The following is a 19,277-nucleotide window of genomic DNA, read 5'->3' on the forward strand; positions in this document are numbered from 1 at the left end:
ATGGAACTTCCGCATCGCAAAAAAGCCTGGGCCGTGCCAGAACCGGGCGGTTGAGCCACCGGCACCGCACCGGCCCCGCCCGGCGCCCGTTACATCATCACGACCATTCTTCCGGCGGCATCTCCCCGCTGTCGTCCTCCCAAAGCGGCTTGCCCGTCGCGTCATTCCCGCCCGTCGTCACCGGCCCGTTGTCGCTCCTGCGCTCACTGCGCCGCGTCGGCTCACGCGACGTCGCCGCGCGCACTCGCGCCCGCGTGCGGGTCGGCGCCACGGTCCGCTGCTCGCCGCCGCGGCGCTCGCCGGTCGAAGCCGCGTCATTGCTCTGTCGTCCATTCGAATCCGCATTCATGTTTGCCCTCCTGGTCATCGAAAGAAGAAAAGAAGAAACGATCGCCCGAGCGCCGCAATTTCGGTGCCGCGCGTCGGGCAAGCGCCTTGCTCTTCCTTGCTATCCGTTTCGTACCCCAACCGGAGGTGACCATGCCGACCGACCGCAGCACGCCCGCCACCCGCCATCGCCTCGGCGGATGGATGGCCAGCGAGGAAGCGCACATGGCCGCGTATCGTGAAAAAATTGCGGGCGAAGCGCGCGCGCATGCCGGCGAACGGCTGCGCACACCGGCCGTGCAGGAACTCGCGCGACTGTTCGACGACAATGCCGTGCTGCGCATGAGCCTCACGCGCGCGATCGACGAGGCGCTCGAATCGGGCCGTAAGCTCGGCTACGCGTCGATCGGCGAGTTGATGACCGTGATCGATCACCTGATGACCTACACGCCGCCGTTCAGCGAATCGAGCCTGATCGTGTGCCCGCTGAACGCATTCCTCGACTGGCCGATGTGCATGCCGTCGGGCCACGCGGTGTTTCGCGACGCGGCGGTGAACGCGCATCTGAAGCAGGTGCTGAACGTATGGTGCGACTTCCTCGGCGGCCCGCATTCGTGCACGCATCTCGACACGTCGGCGCCCGACGGCTGGTTCTGCGACGAAGCGCGCGAGCGCCTGGGCCTGTCGCAGTTCCAGTATCAGGAAGATCAACCGCACTGGGGCTTTGCTTCGTGGAACGACTTCTTCACGCGCCGGTTTCGCGCGGATGCGCGGCCCGTCGCGGCGCCGGGCGATCCGCACGTGATCGTCAGCGCGTGCGAGGCCCAGCCGTATCACACCGAGTCCAGCCTGAAAATCCGCGACAAGTTCTGGATCAAGGGGCAACCGTATTCGCTGCGCGACATCTTCACGCCGGCGCGACTGCCGCTCGCCGAACGCTTCGTCGGCGGCGACCTCTATCAGGCGTATCTGAGCGCGTACAACTATCACCGCTGGCACGCGCCGGTGCGCGGCACCGTCACGCATGCATACCGCGTCGACGGCACCTACTATTCGGTCGCGGAAGCCGAAGGTCCCGATCCGGCCGGACTCAACGACTCGCAGGGCTACATGACGGCGGTGGCCGCGCGCGCGGTGATCGCGATCGATTGCGACGATCCGGGGATCGGCACCGTGGTGGGCGTGTTCGTCGGGATGGGCGACGTGTCGTCGTGCGTGATCGAGGTCATGCCGGGGCAGCGCATCGACAAGGGCGAGGAGATCGGCTATTTCCAGTACGGCGGCTCGACCTACTGCCTGCTGTTCGAACCCGGCGTGATCGACCACTTCGTGCACACGCCGCCGTTCGACGACGATACGCCCGTCGTGCAAGTCAACGCGCCGGTCGCGATCGCGCGCTGAGCCGCGTGCCGGCCGGCGCCGGCGCTGGCGCGCGATGGTGCGATCGCGTTACGCGATCGCGTTACGCGATTGCCTCACGCGTCGGAGCCGCCGTGCCGTTGCATGCACTGCACGATCGACAATCCGTCGGGGGTGAGCGCGGGACGGCTCGCGCCCGACGCGTCACACCGTATCTCGATCAACTGTTGTTCGACCAGCGCGACGACGTCGTCGCGGTCGCTCTGAATCTGTTCCGGCGCGCGGTGCACCAGGAACAGCGCGGCAAATTCATGGGCTGTCAGCATGTTCGTCTCCCCCGTGTCCAGCTTCGTGCGAGGCGGCAGCGCACCGCGTCGGCGCGGGCGCGCATCGGGCGCCTACATCGAAAGCTACATGCAGGGAGCGTGCCAGTATGTGAGACGCAGTCGCGCCGCGCGCGGCCTGCGCGCGACGCGATGTGTCCCTGCGAGCCGCATGACGGCCGCTGCAAAGTTTTCAACCGCGTGTAACGGAGCGACAACGCCGGCGCGACGGCGAGCATGATACGGCGCGCGCCCGACCTGGGCTCCGGCGACTTACGATTTCCGCGAGCGGGCCATGCCGGCGCGGGCCGTGTTGCCCGCCGCCTTGTCCTGCACGCGGAAGTAGCCGCTGTGCAGCTCGGCGCCCCCCTTGCCGTCGGCGAGCACTTCCGCGCACGCGGCTTCGATGCGTGCACGGCCGCGTTCGAATGCTTCGCGCAGGTCGGCTTCGAGCGCGGAGCGCGCGCCGAAATGATCCTCGAGCGCCTCGACCGTGATCGCGCAGATCTGCGGCTTCCCGTCGAACTCGACGACGAAGCGCATCTGCATCACCGCGCCGTCGAACTCCGGCGGCGCGTCGGTCAGTCTCGCGCGGTGAACGGATTCGGTCGGCATCGCTCACGCTCCTCGCGACGCGAGGGACTGCACCAGCGCGCCGTTGAATGCAGGCAGGTCGTCGGGCTTGCGGCTCGTGATCAGGTTGCCGTCACGCACCACCTCCTCGTCGACCCACTTGCCGCCCGCGTTGCGGATGTCGTCCTGCAGGCTCGGCCAGCTCGTCATCGTGCGGCCTTCGACCAGCCCCGACGATACGAGCAGCCAGCCGCCATGGCAGATGGCCGCGATCGGCTTGCCCGCGCCGACGGCCGCGGTCACGAATTCGCGCGCGGCCGGCAGCATCCGGATCGCGTCGCCGTTGACGACGCCGCCCGGCAGCACCACCGCGTCGTAATCGCCGATGCGCGCATCGTCGAACGTATGGTCGACCTTCACGCGATCGCCCTTGTCGACGTGCCTGAAGCCCTGGATCTCGCCGGGCTTCTGCGAGATCACGTCGACTTGCGCGCCTTCCGCCTTCAGCGCGCGCTGCGGTTCAACGAGCTCGGCTTCCTCGAAGCCGTCGACCGCGAGTATCGCTACCTTGCAATGGTCCAGCTTGCCTGTCATGGAATGCTCCCTGTTGTGTTGCGGCACCGGTCGTGCCATGCCCGTCGCGAAGCAAACGGCGTGCCGCAGCCTCGTCGAGGCAAATCGTACGAGCCGATTTCAACAGGGCACGACCCCGGTATCAACGAAGGCCCCGAGGTATGCCGCCGCGTGGCGCGCGCGATTCGCCGTACGTCGGGCGCCGCGGCGCCTGCAAAGATTTCAATGGAATATGTAACGTGACTGCGCGCGCCGTGCTCATTGCAGGTGACGCGCGGCGTCGAGCATCGCGTCGGTCAATTCGACCGTCACAGTCAGGTCCTCGGTGGCGTCCGACAGCGATTCGAGCGTGGCCTGCACGCTGTCGTGCAGCATCGCGTGCACGCGCATCCGCGCGCCGTCGTCGAGGTCCGCGTAGCGCGCCATCGTGTCGCAGTCGAGCGCGAGCACGACCGAGTGCCGCGCGATGCCCTGCGGTGCATGGGGCGCAAGCGCCCACGCCGCATGAAAGGTGATCCTGCCGGTCTCGACGTCGAGATTCACCGCCGTATCGAGCTCGTCGCTATCGACGTCGTCGGTATCGAGGTCGATTGCGTCGAACGTAGTTCGGTAATTCGATTGCATGATGTTCTCCTGCGTGGTGGCGGCGTGACGGCCGCGGGGCCGCCGGCCGCCATCGCGCCGCGCCGGCCATGCCGGCGCGACACGGGAATCGTCAATAACCGCTGGAACCCGCGCCGCCGGTGCCGCCCGCGCCACCGCCACCGCCACCTGCGCCTGCGCCACCGCTGCCTGCGCTGCCGCCGGCCGCGCCGCCGCCGCCCGTGCTGCCGCTACCGCCGGTTCCGGCCCCGCTCGGGCCGCCCGGCTTGGGCCGTACCTGCGGGCGCACGTGCGAGCGGGTGCCGCGCGGTTCCTGCATGCGGGTCGCCGGCGGCGGCGCCGCGGTATTGCCGTTGGTCATGCCGCCCGTTCCCTGCGCCGACGTGTCGTCCGCCGGCGACAGGATGGGCGCGCCGGTGCCCTCACCCGGGCGTTGCGAATTCTGTGCCCACGCGGCTGGCGCCGCGGCGATGAGCGCGACGGCCGCGCATGCGGCGATCCGGCGCGCGGCAGCTTTCGATTCGGATGCTGGTTTCATGGAGCGTTCTCCGTCAATGGAATCGCTGGTCGTGAAATGTCTGTCCTGCCCCTGCGATTCAGCAAGGCCCGTGCCGGTCAGCCGGCGCGGCACGCGGCTTGCGGCCCCGTCACCCGTCATCCCGAATCCGTACGGAGCCCCGCCATGCCTTCAGCTTCCGCTTCCCATCCGCACGGTAAACGCGCGACCCGCCGTCCGGGACGCACCCGCGGCCACGCTTCGCATTCGCGCAAGCGCTGGTCCGCGGAGGTCATGCAAAAGAGCGACGCGCTCGACATCGAGCCCGACATCTTCAAGTCGGACGATCCGGGCGAGATCGCCGCTTCGCTCAAGCGCTCGGCCGAACATAGCCGCCGTCGCAAGGCCACGCCGTTTCAGTCGGCGATGTCGATGCTGAACTTCTACGTGAATCGCGCCGGCCGCACGCTGCCGAAAACGCGCCGCACGACGCTCGAACGCGCGAAGCGCAAATTGCGCGAGGCGTTCGGGCGCAAGCCGTGACGGCCCCCGCCTGCCTCGTATCGAAACATTCCGCTTCCTCGCATGCATGAAACGCTGTGGTATCTGATCATCGGCGCGGTGCTGATGGGCATGGGCGTCGCGACGTCGGCGCTGCGCCGTCTGCCGTGCAGCACCGCGATGATCTATCTCGTGCTCGGCGTCGCGCTCGGTCCGTCCGGCGTCGGGCTTCTCCACCTCGATATCGAACGCGACGCGCGGTTGCTGCGCGAGATCGTGGAGGTCGCGCTGCTGGTGTCGCTGTTCGCGATCGGGCTGCGGCTGCGCGTGCCGCTGTCCGACAAGCTGTGGCTCGTGCCATGCCGGCTCGGCCTGCTCGCGATGATCGTCACCGTGCCGCTGCTCGCCGGCTGCGCGGTGCTGACGCTCGGCCTTGGCTGGGGCCCGGCGCTGCTGCTCGCGGCGATCCTCGCGCCGACCGACCCCGTGCTCGCGCACGACGTGCAGGTGCACGATCCCGGCGACCGCGATCTGGTGCGCTTCGCGCTGTCCGGCGAAGGCGGGATGAACGACGGGATCGCGCTACCGTTCGCGCTCGCGGGCCTCGCGCTGTGCGGCGTGCCCGATACGCCGCACGGGCCGCCGCCGTTGTCCGGCACGTTCGCACTGGCCGTGCTGTGGGGCATCGTGGGCGCCGCCGCGATCGGCGGCCTGCTCGGCGCGGCCACGACCAAGGCGATCGGCCGGTTGCGCACCCGCTATGCGCAGGCGCTCGGCTTCGAAGGCTTCTTCGCGCTCGCGCTGATCGTGCTGTCGTTCGGCGCCGCGCAGTTCGCGCATACGTTCGGCTTCATCGCGACGTTCGCCGCGGGCGTCGCGATGCGCCGCGTCGAGCATCAAGCCAGCGGCGATCGCCCGCCGCGCGAAGTGATCGGCCAGGTCGATTCGGAAGACGTGAGCGCGACCGAGAAACATCCGGAGAAGGTCCACGCGTTCATGGCCGAATCGGTGCTCGATTTCACGATCGAGCTCGAGCGCATCGCCGAGGCGCTCGTGATGACGATGATCGGCAGCGTGCTCGGCACGCTGTCGGCTCCGCTCGTCACGTGGGGCGCGATTGCGCTGGCCCTCGTGCTGTTCGTCGCCGTGCGGCCGTTCGCGGTGCTGCTGACGCTCACCGGTTCACACGCGACGCTTGCGCAGCGGCGGCTGATGGCCTGGTTCGGGATACGCGGGATCGGTTCGTTCTACTACCTGCTGTTCGCGCTCGAACACGGGCCATCCAGCACCGTGCGGCCGCTCGCGGCGCCGGTGCTTGCCGTCGTGGTGGCGTCGGTGATCGCGCACGGGATCTCCGCGACGCCGCTGATGGATTGGTATTACCGTCTGCAGCACCGGCGCGGACCCTGATTGCGTCACGACGTGCCGAGCCGCGCGCGCATTTGTGCGGTGATCCGCTGGCGCGTGTCGTCATAGCCGTCCCACGGATCGCGCTTCAGTCGATCGAGGCGCTCGTGCAGCGTGTCGATCGTCCATTGCGCGCCGCCCGTCGTGTCGGGCACCTCGTCCCACCGCAGCGGCACCGACACGCCGAGGCCCGGCCGCGCGCGCACCGAATACGCGGCGATCGTGCTCGCGCCGCGGCCGTTGCGCAGATAGTCGATGAAGATCTTGCCGCGCCGGTGCTTCGGGCCCATCGTCGCGGTGAAGCGATCGGGCAACGCACCCGCGACATGCTGCGCGACCGCGCGCGAGAAGTCCTTCACTTCGTCCCATCCCATGTGCCGCGTGATCGGCACGACGACGTGCAGCCCCTTGCCGCCGCTCGTCTTGCAGAACGAGATGAGGCCGAGTTCGTCGAGCAGCCCGCGCACGAGCTGCGCGGCGTCGATCATCGCGCTCCACGGCAGCGCCGGATCGGGATCGAGGTCGAACACGATCCGGTCGGGCCGCTCGATGTTCGACGCGTGCGCATTCCACGTATGCAGCTCGATCGTGCCCATCTGCGCGGCGCCGAGCAGCGCATCGACGCTGTCGAGCGACAGCAGCGGGCCATGGCCCGGATCGAGCCCTTCGTGCTGCGTGACGAACGGGATCTCGCGGCGCTCCGCGTGCTTCTGGAAGAACAGCTCGCCCGAGATGTCGCCCGGCGCGCGCACGAGCGACACAGGGCGGCCCTTCAGGTCCGGCAGCAGCCACGGCGCGACCCATTGCCAGTAGCGCGCGAGATCGATCTTGCGCGTGCCGCTGTGCGAATCGATCACGCGCTCCGGATGGCTGATGCGGACGCGGCCGAGCTGGTCGGGGCCGGTATCGTCGGCCTCGGCGCGACGGGAACCGCGGGTGCGCGCGGGGTGTTTGCCGTCGCTGGTGTCGCTTGCGTCGCGCTCTGCGTGCGCCGCGCCCTTGGGTTTGTGTCTTTCGTGCTGCGTGGTTTGACGCTGATCCATCTGCACCTCCGTTTCCGTATGCTTCGGCACCTCGCGGACGATCCGAGCCGCCGGCTTGTCGTCGCGCAGCGCGATGAACGCGGCCTGCCGCACGATGCCGTCGCCGGTCCATTCCGCGAATTCGCATTCGGCGACGAGCACCGGCTCGATCCAGTGCACGGGCGTGCGCGAGCGTTCGCGCGGCGGCGGATCGAACGGCATCGTGTCGCGTTCGTGCTTGCGCAGGATGGGGGTAAGCCGGTCGAGCATCCGCGTGTCGAAGCCGGTGCCGACGCGCCCGACGTAGCGCAGCGGCCCCGGCCCGCGCCGCCGCTTGCCGTCCGGCGCCGGTTCATGCACGCCGAGCAGCAGCGCGCCGAAGCCGTGCCGGCTGCCCGACGGCTCGGTATAGCCGCCGATCACGAACTCCTGCCGGCGCCGGCACTTGAGCTTGATCCACGCGGGTGAGCGTCCGGCGCGATAGCGCGACTCGGCACGCTTGCCGATCAGCCCTTCGAGGCCGGTGTCGCATGCGCTCGCGATCAGCGATGCGACGTCGTCGCCGAGATCGGGCGAAAAGCGCAGTCGCGTGGGGTCGCTGTCGGCGAACAAGGGTTCGAGCAACGCGCGGCGCGCGGTCAGCGGCGCGTCGCGCAGGTCGTAACCGTCGAGATAAGGCAGGTCGAACACGAACAGCGTGATCTCGTCCGAATGCCCGCCGCCGAATGCGTTCTGCAATGCCTGGAAATCGGGCAGGCCGTTCTTGCCGAGCACGACGGCCTCGCCGTCGAGCCACGCGGCGTCGACGTCGAGCGCTGCGAGCGCATCGCGTTGCGCGCGCAGCTTCGCGGTCCAGTCGCGGCCTTCGCGCGTCATCAGCTTCACATGCCGGCGCGCGCCCTTGCCGGAAATGCGGGCAAGAATCCGGTAGCCGTCGAACTTCAGTTCATAGCACCAGTCGCCCTGCGTCGGCGGACCGTCGACCAGCGTCGCGAGTTGCGGCGCGACGTGCTCGGGCAGCGGCGCGCGCACCGCGCCTTCGATCCGGGAAGGATCGACAGGCGCGCCGGCGTGGCCGTCGTGGCCGTGGTCGTCATGCCGCGCGGCGGACGTGCCGGACTTCTCGCGCTGCCCGCTTCGCGACCCGCGCGCCGAGCCATTCTTCGCGGCCGCACGCTTCGACGCCGCGCCGTCGTGCACACTGCCCGGCCGCTCGCCGACGACGTCGAATTCATCCATGCTGCGCGCGTCGTCGTCGCGCTCCTTGATCAGCAGCCACTGCTCCTGCCGGCCCTCCTGCCGCCCGCTGCGCACGAGCGCCCAGCCGCCGTGCAGCTTTTCGCCGTCGAGCCGGAACGTCAGCTTGCCCGCGCGATAGCCTTCGCGTGCCTGCGCGAGGCCGCCATCGGGCGTCCACGTGCCTTCGTCCCATACGACGACCGAGCCCGCGCCGTAATGGCCCTCCGGAATCTGGCCTTCGAACGACGCGTATTCGAGCGGATGGTCCTCGACGTGCACGGCAAGGCGCTTCACCGACGGATCGAAGCTCGGCCCCTTCGGCACGGCCCACGACTTCAGCGTGCCGTCGAGTTCGAGCCGGAAGTCGTAGTGCAGTCGCCGCGCGTGGTGCTCCTGGATCACGAAGCGCAGCGGGTGAGCGCCCCGTGCGCGCGTGCGCGCGGCGGGCTTCGCAGCGGCCTTCGCACGGTGCCCGTGCGCGCCTTCGGGTTCCGGCGTCGCGCCGAAGTGGCGCTTGCGCCGATACGGATCGAGCTTGCCGGCCATCGCATCACCTCGCGTCGTGCGGCATCATGCGGCGTGCTTGCCGCGCACGGCGGTTTTCTTCGCCGCATGTGCGCCCGTCGCCGCGCGTTTCGCGGCCGGCCGCTTCGCCGCGGTCTTTGTGGCCGCGCCTTTCGACGCGGATTTCGCGGCCGGCTTGCGACGTGCGCCGGCGGGCGGCGACGTCTCCGCCTCCTCTTCCGCGCGTTCGTCGCGCAGGTCCGATGCGCGCGCGCCACCGCCGCCCTTCAGGCTGCGCTTGAGCAGCTCGGTGAGGTCGACCACATTGGTCGCGGCGCGGCCCGTCTGCGCCGGCCGGTCCTCGATTTCCTCGATCTTGCCGGAGCGCACCTTGCGCTCGACCAGTTCGAGGATGTCGTCGCGGAACGTGTCGTGATACTCGTCGGGCGTCCACTTGCCCGCCATGTCGTCGATCAGCTTCTTCGCCATCGTCAGCTCGCGCGCGGTCACACCCGCGTGCTTCGCGTCCTCCGTCGGCACCGAAAGTTCGTCGAGCGGGCGCAGCTCCTCCTGCCAGCGCAACGTGTCGAGCGCGAGCAGCGGCCCGACCGGAATCAGCGCGCCGAGATGCTGGCGGTCGCGCATCACGACGAGCGCGATGCCGATCTTGCCGCTGTCCTTCAGTGCCTCGCGCAGCAGCGCATAGACCTTCTCGCCCTTGCGGTCCGGCACGAGGTAGTACGGCGTGTCGAGATACAGGAACGACACCGCGTCCGCGTCGACGAACGTCAGAATGTCGACCGTCTGCGTCGATTCGGGGTTCGCCGCGCGAATCTCTTCGTCGGTCAGTACAACGTAGCGCTCCTTCTCGTACTCGTAGCCGCGCACGATGTCCTCGCGCGTGACCTCCTTGCCGGTGCGCTTGTTGATCTGCCGATAGCCGACCGGATCCATCGAGCGCTTGTCGAGCAGCCGGAACGACGGCTTCACGGTGCGTGTCGCCGGGAACAGCTGCACGGGCACGTGAACGAGCCCGAAACTGATCGCGCCTTTCCATATCATCCGCGGTGCCATGCCTGTCCTCCTTGCCGCACCCGCGCCCGCCCCCGAAGGGGCAGGCGCCGTGCGACGCTATGCCGGCAGCTCGGCCGCCTGCTGCTCGCGCGACCAGACCCGATGCCGGCCGATCTCGTCCGAAAACGTGCGCAGCAGCGCGTCGAGATCGGCCGCTTGCGCGACGCACACGCCCTCGGCCGGATCCGGCAGATGCGCGGCGCTCAGCAAATGACGCCCGGAGCCGACCGCCGCGATCGGCTTCAGGTGCTTGAACGCCTCGCGCACGAAGTGCCGCGCGTCGGCACTGTGCGCGAGATTGCGACCGTCGCCGTCGCCGCCGCACACGAACACCGCGTCGAACATCACCGACGGCATCCCTGCGAGCGTCGCCTGCGGCACGATGCTGCCGATCGGCGCGAGGGTCGGCGCGACGATCGTCGGCACCGCGCCTGCGGACGTCAGCGCGCCGCGCACCTGCTCGACGAGCGTCTGGCTCACGCCGGGCGTCGCGATCAGCGCGATCTTGCGCGAGCGCATACCGGGCTTCGACCGGCCGATCAGGCTCAACGACGGCGCGCGCTGCTTGACTGCCGGCGTCGTGGCCGTTTGCGGCGCCGGCAGCCCGAGCCGTTCGGCGACTTGCGCGGCCAGCCCCGCGTCGAACCGCGCGATGATCTCGTTGACCACGCGTTCGCGAATCTCCGGCTTCGTCACCTTGCCGAGCTCGAAGCAGTACGCGTCGCGGATATGCCGCTGCTCGATCTCGGTCATGCTCTGGTAGAACAGCGCCGGCTGCGAGAAATGGTCGGCGAACGTTTCGCTGCGCACGCGCACCTTGTCGCCTTCGAGCGGTTCGTGCACCGTCTCGAAGCCGCCGCCGGACGGCGCGGGCGGCGTCTCGCGCGGCCAGCCGCCGTTCAGCGAATTCGGTTCGTACGACGCCTGCCCGACCGCGATCGTCTGCCGGTGCATCGCATCGCGCTGGTTGTTCGCGAACGGGCACACCGGCCGGTTGATCGGAATCTCGTGAAAGTTCGGGCCGCCGAGCCGGCTCAGCTGCGTGTCGGTGTACGAGAACAGGCGCCCCTGCAGCAGCGGATCGTTCGTGAAGTCGATGCCGGGCACCACGTGGCCCGGGTGAAACGCGACCTGCTCGGTCTCCGCGAAGAAATTGTCCGGATTGCGGTTCAGCGTCATGCGGCCGATCGGGCGCACCGGCACCAGTTCTTCCGGCACCAGCTTGGTCGGGTCGAGCAGATCGAAGTCGAACTTGTCCGCGTCGGCGGGATCGATCAGCTGCACGCCGAGCTCGAACTCCGGATAGTCGCCGCGCTCGATCGCCATCCACAGGTCGCGCCGGTTGAAATCGGGGTCGTGGCCGGCGATGCGCTGCGCTTCGTCCCACAGCAGCGAATACGCGCCGCTCACGGGCCGCCAGTGGAACTTCACGAAATGCTCGGCGCCGGCCGCGTTCACGAAGCGGAACGTGTGCACGCCGAAGCCGTCCATCGCGCGAAAGCTCGCAGGCAGCGCGCGGTCGGACATCAGCCACAGCACCGTATGCGTGGTTTCGGGCACGAGCGATACGAAATCCCAGAACGTGTCGTGCGCGGACGCGCCGGTCGGCATCTCGTTCGGCGCCTCGGGCTTCACCGCGTGCACGAAGTCGGGAAACTTGATCGCGTCCTGGATGAAGAACACCGGCATGTTGTTGCCGACCAGGTCGTAGTTGCCCTCTTCGGTATAGAACTTCACCGCGAAGCCGCGCACGTCGCGCACCGTGTCGGCCGAGCCGCGCGGGCCCTGCACGGTGGAAAAGCGCACGTACACCGGCGTTTCGGCGGCCGGGTCCTGCAGGAACGCGGCCTTCGTGTAGTCGGCCATCGGCTCGTAGACGCGAAACACGCCGTGCGCGGCCGAGCCGCGCGCGTGCACGACCCGTTCGGGAATCCGTTCGTGATCGAAGTGCGTGATCTTCTCGCGCATGATGAAGTCTTCGAGCAGCGACGGGCCGCGCGCACCGCCGCGCAGCGTGTTCTGGTTGTCGGCGATGCGCACGCCCTGGTTGGTGCGCAGCGCCTCGCCATCGGGCCGCAGCCGATTCTCGTCGAGCTGGCGCGACTTCGCGCTGTCGGGTTGCGGCGGATTGGGCGTCGGATTGCCGGATTGCGGGGGATTGGTCATGCGCGCGTCCTCTCGTATCGGTTCGGTTTCGGTTCGGTTTCGGTTCTGTGAAGGGCGGCGTGTACGGGCGCGTAGCGGCGCACACGGCTGCCGGCACGTAAAACGGGCGAGCCGCGCGGCGTATGCCGCGGCGGCCCGCCTGCGGTGTCGCTGCAGGCTGCGGCGCCTGCGTCAGGGCGCGCGCAACGCGCTGTCGAGCTCGTCGCGCGTCACGTCGAGCGCGACGTTGCATTCGATCTCGGCGTCCTCGACACGCGGCTTTTGTTCGTCCACCGCGCGCCGCGCGAGGTCGCACAGCCGGGTGCGCACGCGCAGCCGGTCGTCCGCGCCGAGCGACGCATAGCGCGTGAGCACATCGGGATCGAAGCGCAGGTCGACCACGCAGCGCCATTGACGCGCGTTTTCATCGGCCGGCACCCGCACCCATGACACCTGAATCGTGAGCCGGCCCGATGCGTCGTCGGTATGCACGACGAGGGTCGACTCCGATGGAAAGCCGTTCGCGAGCGCAGTCTCGAGTTCCGCGATGCGCTGCGAACGGTCGGGGGTGGCCGTCATCGGCGTACGACACCCAGCAGCAACGTGACCAGGAAGATCACGACGAAGATGTAGAACAGGATCTTCGCGATCTCGGCCGCACCGGCCGCGATGCCGCCGAAGCCGAACACGGCCGCGATGATCGCGATGACGAAGAAGATGATGGCATATCTCAGCATGAATTCCTCCTGGAGTCCTGAAGAACGACGATCGTCGGCGCGGGTCGCCGTCGATCAATGCTTGTGCTTGGGTTTGCCGTGCGCCGGCGTCGAAGCCATTTTCTCGAGCTCCTTCTCGCTCATCGACTTGGCCATCGACTTCGACGGCGCCTTCAGATCCTTCATTTTGGTGTCACCGCGCTTGGCCGACAGGGCGGCCCCCGCCGCGCGCTGCTGGGCCTGGGATTTGGCTGGCATGATTTCCTCCTTTCGGTGGCGCGCGCGACGGTCGCAACTCGCGGGCCGCGCGCGGTTTGGACGGTATCGTCAGGCGGCGTCGCGCCGACGCAATTCGGCCGGCGGGATTTTCATGGCCTGGCGATACTTGGTCACCGTACGACGAGCAAGAAGGATGCCGCGCCCCGCGAGGTTCTGCGCGAGCGCGACATCGGACAGCGGGTCGGTATGGCGCTCGGCCGCGATCATGTCGCGGATCAGCACCTTCGCGGCCGACGCCGAGCACACGCCCTTGCCGGCCGCTTCCAGCTTGCGCGGGAAGAAGTGCTTGAACTCGAACGTGCCGTGCGGCGTGGCCATGTACTTGTTGCCCGTCGCACGCGACACCGTCGATTCGTGCAGGTCGAGCTCTTCCGCGATATCGCGCAGCACGAGCGGCTTCATCGCGATCTCGCCGTAGCGGAAGAAGTCGCGCTGCCGCGCGACGATGCATTCGCCGACACGCTGGATCGTGTCGAAACGCTTCTGCACGTTGCGGATCAACCAGCGCGCTTCCTGCAATTGCTGGCCGAGCGGCGAATCGCGCTCGCCGCTCGACTGCGCGAACAGCGTCGCATAGCGTTCGTGCAGCCGCGCGCGCGGCAGCACGGCCGGGTTGATCGTCACGATCCATTCGTCGCGCACCTGGCGCACGATCACGTCGGGCACTACGTAGTCGCCGCGCGTGCTGCCGTAATGATTGCCGGGGCGCGGATCGAGCCCGCGTACCAGTGCGCACGCGGCCTGCATCGTCGCCTGGCTGCAGCCGACGCGCCGCTGGATTTCTGCGGTCTCGCGCCGCGCGAGCCGTTCGAGATGTTCGCGCGCGATCACCTTCGCTTCCGCGAGCGCCGGCGTGCCGGCGGGAATCGCGTCGAGCTGCAGCAGCAGGCATTCGGACAGCGAGCGTGCGGCGATCCCCGGGCGGTCGAGCATCTGCACGAGCCGCAACGCAACCCCGAGATCCTGTTCCGACAGCAGCAACGCGGGATCGGCCGCGACCAGCAGTTCGGACAGCTCCTGACGCAGGTAGCCGTCCTCGTCGAGCGCGTCGATCACGATGCGCGCGGCCTCGCGGTCGCGCCGGTTCAGCGGATAGAGACGCAGCGCGTCGTGCAGCTGCTGGTGCAGCGACGGTTCGGCGGCCATCCATTCGCCGGGCGACAGGTCGCTGACGTCGTCGCCCTGCCGGCCCGTGGTGCGCGGCGCCGGCGCGGCCGTGTACGACATGTCGCCGTCCGGTGGACGCACGTCATCGCCATCGGGCAAGGGCTCGGGCGCGGCGGCCTCGGCCGGATGTTCGGGCGCGTCAGCCTCGGCGACGGCTTCGTCGTCGCCCTGGCCATCTTCGAGAAACGGATTCGAGTCGAGCGCCTGCCGCAATTCCTGCTGGAATTCGAGCGAAGACAGCTGCAACAGACGCAGCGATTGCTGCAGCCTCGGTGTGAGTGCCAGATGCTGTCGCATCTGGAGCGCAAGCGTGACGGACATCGATGCCCCTCCTGACTGTGTGCGAAATTCACGTGCAGGGATTCATGCACCTTTCATGCCAGGGCGGCGAACCGCCGTCCGGCGCGGCTTTCGCCGCTTCGCACCATATGATCCGGGCGCTTCGGAGCCGCTTTTTTACAAGCGCCGGGAAGTTAGGGGGCACGAAATTCGCGCAGGGCGCGCGCGCCGGAATGAATGGATGGCATCGCGCCCTTCGGTGCTTCGGTGCTTCGGTGCTTCGGTGCTTCGGCGCTTCGTTGCTTCATCGCTTCGTCGCTTCGGCGCTTCGGCGCTCGGCAGCCTCCCCCGCGATGCGTACCGCGTCAGGTCAGTACTGCATCAGCGGCGGCGTGCCCGGCAGCGGCCGGTCGCCCTCCACGCCGTTCGGCCCCGGCTGCGGCACGTCGACCGCCGCGCCGCCGGTCGCGCCCGCGGGCATCGTGTTGTGCGGCGACGGACGCGTGTCGTAGCGCGTATTCGCGTCCGGCATGGTCGTGGTCGGCGACGCGCCATGCGCGCCCGGCGGCGCCGGCGGTGCGCCGCGCGGGCCATAGGTTTGCGGTTGCGTGCATGCGCCCAGCGCGCACGCGGCGGCGCACGCACATGCGCCTACGCGTATCGTCTGGATCGGCTTCATCGGCATCCTCCGTGGAATCGGCGGCGCTGGCCGGCCATCGCGGCGCGGCTCAGAGCCGGTTGAAATGGAAATCGCCCGCGTACGCGGTCGGCGCACGACGCGCCATCATCGTGTCGAATTCGGCCGCGACGCGCGTCAGCGCGCCGCGTTGGCGGTCGGTGCCGGCCTCTTCGAGCGCCGCGAACGCGTCGGCGTCGAAGGTGACGGTCAGCGACGCCGGATGGCCGTCGACGCGGAAGCCGAAATGCAGCGCGCCGGACGGCTGCTCCTCGACATGGAACGGCATCGCACGCGCCTCGAAATGGCGGCCGAGGGTCTCGGCCATGTCGCGCAGCATGCCGGGTTTCACGCTGATGCTCATCGTGGGCCCTCCATGGATGGGGTGAACGCGGCCGGCGGCACGCCCGTCGGCAGCGCGTGAACCGGCGGCTCCCGGGTCGGCGGCTCGCGTTCCGGCGGCGGGTGCACCGGCGGGTCGCCCTCCGGATCGTGAAACGGTTCGGGTGTGCCGGGCGGCACGATATCCGGCTCGGGCGGCTCGGGCTCCGGCGTGATGCCGGGCGGCGGCGGCTCGGGCCGGTGCAACGACTGGGCGGGGTGTCGATTCATGGGCATTCGATCGTGTCGCTCCTCAACGGCCCGGACCGGTGATGCGCGGGCGCACGCCGCTCGAGGGTCTACGCACTCGTGATCCGCAAGCCGCATGCCGGGCGGGGCGTTCGCGTGGTGTCCGCGAGCCTCCGTGCCGTCCACGTGCCGTCCGCGTGCCGGCCGTGTGCCATCTGCGCGCCGTCCACATGTCGTCTGCCTGCCCTCTGCGTACCCTCTGCGCCCCGGCCGCGTGCCCGCTGCGTGCCATCTGCGTCCCGGCCGCGTACCCCCCGCGTGCCGTCCAGTCCGGCACCGTCCGCATGCACACGCATGCCGCCACACAGCGCGCCGTGCATTCGCTACACCGCGCGCTGCAATTCTTTCAACAGAGTCGCTACGCTTCGTATGCGGCCATCACGAGCCACAGCTCGCGGCCGTCGTCGCGCACCCGCGCGGCGAGCGCATACGGATCGTGCGGGTCGCACGCGCGCTGCAGGGCCAACCGCGCCGGCTCAGTCGAGCCGAACGTCTCGTCGCCGAGCGGCCGCACGTCGGCCTTGCCTTCGAACATCCTGCGATCGGGCCGGTAGATCAGCGGCTCGTGTTTCCACGTGCTGAAATGGCTCTTCACCGAATCGAACCCGCCGCCGCATACGTTGACTTCATAGCGCACCCCTGGTCGCTGTTTGGGATTGGTCATCGTGCCTCCTGTGCGTGTGTGCATGTGCGGCATATCGGGCCGCGCGTCGTCGTCGCCGCCCAAGCGGCAAATCGCGTGCCGCATCCCGCCGCGGGCACGGCCGTTGCGCTGAATGGTTCATCGTCACCGACACGGAGGCTTGCCATGAAGGATTCGACCCGGTCCGGCCGCGACGCGCCGGCGCACGAGCAACCCGACACGTCGCCGCCGCTGAAGCACCAGGATCAGACGAAAACGCGCCACTCGGAGCGGCATATCGACAAGCAGCTCGAGGACACGTTCCCCGCCAGCGATCCGCCCGCGACCGGCGGCGTCACGCGCATCGAACCCGACACGCCGCCGGGCACGCATGACGACGGCCCATGGCAAGACCCGGCCAAACGTCGCGACAAATGACGGATGACGGCCGGGAAGGTGCGGTGGCCGCGCGCGACGCGGCACGCCGCTTGCTGAATCGAATGGCCCCGCTTCAACCTGGAAGGAGGACCTGATGCATCGCGTCAACGAAATCATGTCGCAGGACGTCGTGCATATCGCGCCGACCGACTCGATCCGCCATGCCGCGCAACTGATGGAGCGCTACGACATCGGCGCGCTGCCCGTGTGCGACAACAACCGGCTGGTCGGGATGGTCACGGACCGCGACCTCACGGTGCGCGCGATCTCGGTCGGCAAGCCGCCGGAAACGCGGATTCATGAAGTCGCGTCGGGCCCGATCGAATGGTGTTTCGAGGACGATCCGCTGGACGAGATCCAGCATTACATGGCGGACGCGCAGTTGCGCCGCCTGCCGGTCGTGGATCACGACCAGCGCTTGGTCGGCATGCTGTCGCTCGCGGACATCGCGACGCGCACGGCCGGCCCGATACGTGACGAAGTCGCGAACACGCTGGAAGGCGTGTCGCAACCGAAGCGGACGTGACGGGGCGATCCTCGCCTCGCCCGATAACCCGCGCGACCCGGAGGGCCCATCCCGGGCACGGTCGCGCCCCATGCAGCCAGGAGGACAACCATGCAGACTCCCGATCAAGGACGGACCCGCATCATCGGCAAGGGCGCCGCGACGGCGGCGGGCCCCGGCCCCGACGTGATGGCGGCCGACACGCTGGAAGGCGACAAGGTCTATACGACCGATGGCGACGACGTCGGCAAGATCAAGGACATCATGCTCGACGTGCGCTCGGGCCGCATCGCGTATGCGGTGCTCTCGAGCGGCGGCCTGCTCGGCATCGGCGACAAGCTGCTCGCGATTCCATGGAGCGCGCTGACGCTCGATACCGAACGCAAATGCTTCCTGCTGTCGGTATCGTCAGAGCGGATCAAGAACGCACCGGGCTTCGACAAGGATCACTGGCCGGCGATGGCTGACCCGCAATGGGCCGAGCCGCTGCACGAGTACTACGGCAGCACGCCGTACTGGAGCGCGGGCGATGAGCTCGGGCTGACCGATCCGACCGAAGACCTCAACGATCCGCGTACGCGCGGCACACATTAAAACCGTTCACGATTTGCCGGTGAGTTAGCCGACAGGGCCCCGCTCGATGCGGGGCTTTTTTTGTCTCCGGACAAGCGCCGCGCATGCGACGGTGCGTCAGTGTTGGAGACATCGAGCCGGCACACCATGACGCGACGCTCCGGCCCGGCCTTGGTTGGTAGTGCGCAACGTTGATTGCGAACGATGGCGATGCAAACATCGACTCGCCGGATGAGCATATCTGCGAAACAACAAGCAATTGCCCACAGTCTGAACAACGGTTCACGCGTTTATCGCGCGCGCCGCGCCGTCTTCTCGATATGTTCGAGTTCTTTTTGAATCAAGGCCCGCATCCAGTCCGCGATAGTCAAATCGGCCTCGACTGCCAACATCTTCAACCGCTTGTGAATCACTCTTTCAAGGTCGAAATTGATCCGTACGGAACCCACGGGCGCGGCCCTCTTGGGAGAGGCTTTCGCCGTCGGCTGCGTGGTAGCGGGCCGTGATGCCGTGGGCCGTTTGACAGCGGACCCGGCGCGCGTGCGCTTGGCAGGTGCGGCTGCTGCGCTCGTTTTGTCGTCCCCGAACAGATCCCGATTTGCCGTGGCGGTCTTCGATGCCGGACCTTTCGCGCGCTTTGCCGGCGCCGGAGTGTCACTGAGCTTTTGAGTTTTTACTTTACTCATTTACGTTACTCACTTGATTTCCACGAAGCTCGCATCGTAACCGAAAACCCACGCCAACTGACACAGGGGAAAGTCCTTCTCGCAAACGTTGGCCGATCTGGTAATTCCGATTTTTCTGTAATGCTTTCGACACAGTCGAGTAAAACGCTTCCTGGTTGATAATCGGTCGGCTTTTTAGTGCGGAAATTCAAGGGTTTACGGGGCGGCGCTCAGTGCGGGCGCAATGCCGCCTTACAACGATCTTGCGTCAGGCATTATCACGCGAGCTATATCACGTATAACAAACAAAAAAGCCGCCTCGTGGGCGGCTCGACGGGAGTCCATGATCGCGTTATGCCGCGCTCACGGGTTGCGATATGGCGTCAGCACATCGCACCCCGGACGGCCGGCGCATGTCCGTCGCAGTACTCAAAAACCATGCTATAGCGAAGGCGGGCTGCGTCGCTCGGGAAGATCCGCATATAACCATCCTCGTGCTCCGCACCGGGAAAGAGTCTGGTGCATCTTCCTGCCTTCGGATCGAAACGGACGTGGCTACGTCGGTCGACAAGGTGCCCCGC

The 19,277-nt window shown here is 68.1% G+C and carries 24 protein-coding genes; 6 read left to right on the plus strand and 18 right to left on the minus strand.

Annotated elements, in window-relative coordinates:
* Positions 1 to 97 precede the first annotated feature (97 nt).
* Positions 98 to 349 (minus strand): hypothetical protein, encoded by a 252-nt coding sequence (locus ABIC50_RS14035; protein WP_354164731.1) that lies wholly within the window; start codon positions 347 to 349, stop codon positions 98 to 100.
* Positions 350 to 480: 131 nt separating this feature from the next.
* On the opposite strand from ABIC50_RS14035, the gene ABIC50_RS14040 reads away from it, so the two are divergent.
* On the plus strand, positions 481 to 1,728 hold the full coding sequence (locus tag ABIC50_RS14040) for a phosphatidylserine decarboxylase family protein (RefSeq protein ID WP_175675695.1): 1,248 nt from the start codon (positions 481 to 483) through the stop codon (positions 1,726 to 1,728).
* A gap of 74 nt (positions 1,729 to 1,802) precedes the next feature.
* Here ABIC50_RS14040 and ABIC50_RS14045 read toward each other — a convergent pair whose 3' ends face one another.
* The 5 genes from ABIC50_RS14045 to ABIC50_RS14065 form a co-directional block, all read right to left on the minus strand.
* The gene (locus ABIC50_RS14045; RefSeq protein WP_105832399.1) at positions 1,803 to 2,012 is read right to left on the minus strand and encodes a hypothetical protein; all 210 of its coding nucleotides are present in this window, start codon (positions 2,010 to 2,012) and stop codon (positions 1,803 to 1,805) included.
* Positions 2,013 to 2,282: 270 nt separating this feature from the next.
* Positions 2,283 to 2,624 carry a DUF1488 family protein gene (locus ABIC50_RS14050; RefSeq protein WP_354164734.1) on the minus strand — a complete coding sequence of 114 codons (342 nt, stop codon included), beginning with the start codon at positions 2,622 to 2,624 and terminating at the stop codon, positions 2,283 to 2,285.
* Between the two features lie 3 nt (positions 2,625 to 2,627).
* Positions 2,628 to 3,176 (minus strand): type 1 glutamine amidotransferase domain-containing protein, encoded by a 549-nt coding sequence (locus tag ABIC50_RS14055; protein WP_011660511.1) that lies wholly within the window; start codon positions 3,174 to 3,176, stop codon positions 2,628 to 2,630.
* Positions 3,177 to 3,413: 237 nt separating this feature from the next.
* A complete protein-coding gene (locus ABIC50_RS14060) occupies positions 3,414 to 3,779 on the minus strand; it encodes a DUF3022 domain-containing protein (protein WP_012372653.1) in 366 nt (121 codons plus the stop codon).
* Positions 3,780 to 3,870: 91 nt separating this feature from the next.
* Complete coding sequence (locus ABIC50_RS14065) at positions 3,871 to 4,296, minus strand: hypothetical protein (RefSeq protein ID WP_354165248.1); 426 nt, start codon at positions 4,294 to 4,296, stop codon at positions 3,871 to 3,873.
* A 144-nt stretch (positions 4,297 to 4,440) separates the two neighbouring features.
* On the opposite strand from ABIC50_RS14065, the gene ABIC50_RS14070 reads away from it, so the two are divergent.
* Positions 4,441 to 4,797, plus strand: a complete 357-nt coding sequence (locus ABIC50_RS14070; protein WP_354164737.1) for a DUF3175 domain-containing protein — start codon at positions 4,441 to 4,443, stop codon at positions 4,795 to 4,797.
* A gap of 42 nt (positions 4,798 to 4,839) precedes the next feature.
* Positions 4,840 to 6,165, plus strand: a complete 1,326-nt coding sequence (locus ABIC50_RS14075) for a cation:proton antiporter (RefSeq protein ID WP_354164740.1) — start codon at positions 4,840 to 4,842, stop codon at positions 6,163 to 6,165.
* Between the two features lie 5 nt (positions 6,166 to 6,170).
* On the opposite strand, the gene ligD is transcribed toward ABIC50_RS14075, so the two are convergent.
* The 11 genes from ligD to ABIC50_RS14130 form a co-directional block, all read right to left on the minus strand.
* Entirely contained in the window at positions 6,171 to 8,969 is a 2,799-nt protein-coding gene (gene ligD / locus ABIC50_RS14080; protein WP_354164742.1) for a DNA ligase D, read from the minus strand.
* Positions 8,970 to 8,993: 24 nt separating this feature from the next.
* On the minus strand, positions 8,994 to 10,001 hold the full coding sequence (gene ku, locus ABIC50_RS14085; RefSeq protein ID WP_105832395.1) for a non-homologous end joining protein Ku: 1,008 nt from the start codon (positions 9,999 to 10,001) through the stop codon (positions 8,994 to 8,996).
* 57 nt (positions 10,002 to 10,058) lie between these two features.
* The gene (gene katE / locus ABIC50_RS14090; protein ID WP_471685650.1) at positions 10,059 to 12,167 is read right to left on the minus strand and encodes a catalase HPII; all 2,109 of its coding nucleotides are present in this window, start codon (positions 12,165 to 12,167) and stop codon (positions 10,059 to 10,061) included.
* A 171-nt stretch (positions 12,168 to 12,338) separates the two neighbouring features.
* Positions 12,339 to 12,725, minus strand: coding sequence for a DUF3022 domain-containing protein (locus tag ABIC50_RS14095; RefSeq protein WP_006753988.1), 387 nt, complete (start codon positions 12,723 to 12,725; stop codon positions 12,339 to 12,341).
* Positions 12,722 to 12,883: a DUF1328 family protein gene (locus ABIC50_RS14100; RefSeq protein ID WP_006498332.1), complete on the minus strand. Its 162-nt coding sequence runs from the start codon at positions 12,881 to 12,883 to the stop codon at positions 12,722 to 12,724. Before ABIC50_RS14100 ends, ABIC50_RS14095 begins: the two co-directional genes overlap by 4 nt.
* 54 nt (positions 12,884 to 12,937) lie before the next feature.
* The gene (locus ABIC50_RS14105; RefSeq protein ID WP_011660519.1) at positions 12,938 to 13,120 is read right to left on the minus strand and encodes a DUF3008 family protein; all 183 of its coding nucleotides are present in this window, start codon (positions 13,118 to 13,120) and stop codon (positions 12,938 to 12,940) included.
* Positions 13,121 to 13,189: 69 nt separating this feature from the next.
* Positions 13,190 to 14,629, minus strand: coding sequence for an RNA polymerase factor sigma-54 (locus ABIC50_RS14110; RefSeq protein WP_354164745.1), 1,440 nt, complete (start codon positions 14,627 to 14,629; stop codon positions 13,190 to 13,192).
* Positions 14,630 to 14,957: 328 nt separating this feature from the next.
* The gene (locus ABIC50_RS14115; protein ID WP_354164748.1) at positions 14,958 to 15,266 is read right to left on the minus strand and encodes a hypothetical protein; all 309 of its coding nucleotides are present in this window, start codon (positions 15,264 to 15,266) and stop codon (positions 14,958 to 14,960) included.
* Between the two features lie 49 nt (positions 15,267 to 15,315).
* The gene (locus ABIC50_RS14120; protein ID WP_354164749.1) at positions 15,316 to 15,627 is read right to left on the minus strand and encodes a hypothetical protein; all 312 of its coding nucleotides are present in this window, start codon (positions 15,625 to 15,627) and stop codon (positions 15,316 to 15,318) included.
* Positions 15,624 to 15,881 (minus strand): hypothetical protein, encoded by a 258-nt coding sequence (locus ABIC50_RS14125; RefSeq protein WP_126223740.1) that lies wholly within the window; start codon positions 15,879 to 15,881, stop codon positions 15,624 to 15,626. The genes ABIC50_RS14120 and ABIC50_RS14125 overlap by 4 nt, the downstream gene beginning before the upstream one ends.
* Positions 15,882 to 16,251: 370 nt before the next feature.
* Complete coding sequence (locus tag ABIC50_RS14130; RefSeq protein WP_011660522.1) at positions 16,252 to 16,557, minus strand: hypothetical protein; 306 nt, start codon at positions 16,555 to 16,557, stop codon at positions 16,252 to 16,254.
* Between the two features lie 144 nt (positions 16,558 to 16,701).
* Between ABIC50_RS14130 and ABIC50_RS14135 the strand changes: the two genes are divergently transcribed.
* The 3 genes from ABIC50_RS14135 to ABIC50_RS14145 all read left to right on the plus strand — a co-directional run bounded on the left by ABIC50_RS14135 (position 16,702) and on the right by ABIC50_RS14145 (position 18,052).
* Complete coding sequence (locus ABIC50_RS14135; RefSeq protein WP_006753981.1) at positions 16,702 to 16,953, plus strand: hypothetical protein; 252 nt, start codon at positions 16,702 to 16,704, stop codon at positions 16,951 to 16,953.
* Positions 16,954 to 17,047: 94 nt separating this feature from the next.
* On the plus strand, positions 17,048 to 17,479 hold the full coding sequence (locus ABIC50_RS14140; protein ID WP_011660523.1) for a CBS domain-containing protein: 432 nt from the start codon (positions 17,048 to 17,050) through the stop codon (positions 17,477 to 17,479).
* Positions 17,480 to 17,569: 90 nt separating this feature from the next.
* Positions 17,570 to 18,052 (plus strand): PRC-barrel domain-containing protein, encoded by a 483-nt coding sequence (locus ABIC50_RS14145; RefSeq protein WP_006753979.1) that lies wholly within the window; start codon positions 17,570 to 17,572, stop codon positions 18,050 to 18,052.
* A 269-nt stretch (positions 18,053 to 18,321) separates the two neighbouring features.
* On the opposite strand, the gene ABIC50_RS14150 is transcribed toward ABIC50_RS14145, so the two are convergent.
* The gene (locus ABIC50_RS14150; RefSeq protein WP_138850518.1) at positions 18,322 to 18,717 is read right to left on the minus strand and encodes a hypothetical protein; all 396 of its coding nucleotides are present in this window, start codon (positions 18,715 to 18,717) and stop codon (positions 18,322 to 18,324) included.
* Positions 18,718 to 19,277: the final 560 nt, after the last annotated feature.

It is taken from the genome of Burkholderia sp. 567, from assembly GCF_040545115.1.
GTDB classification, from domain to species: domain Bacteria; phylum Pseudomonadota; class Gammaproteobacteria; order Burkholderiales; family Burkholderiaceae; genus Burkholderia; species Burkholderia ambifaria.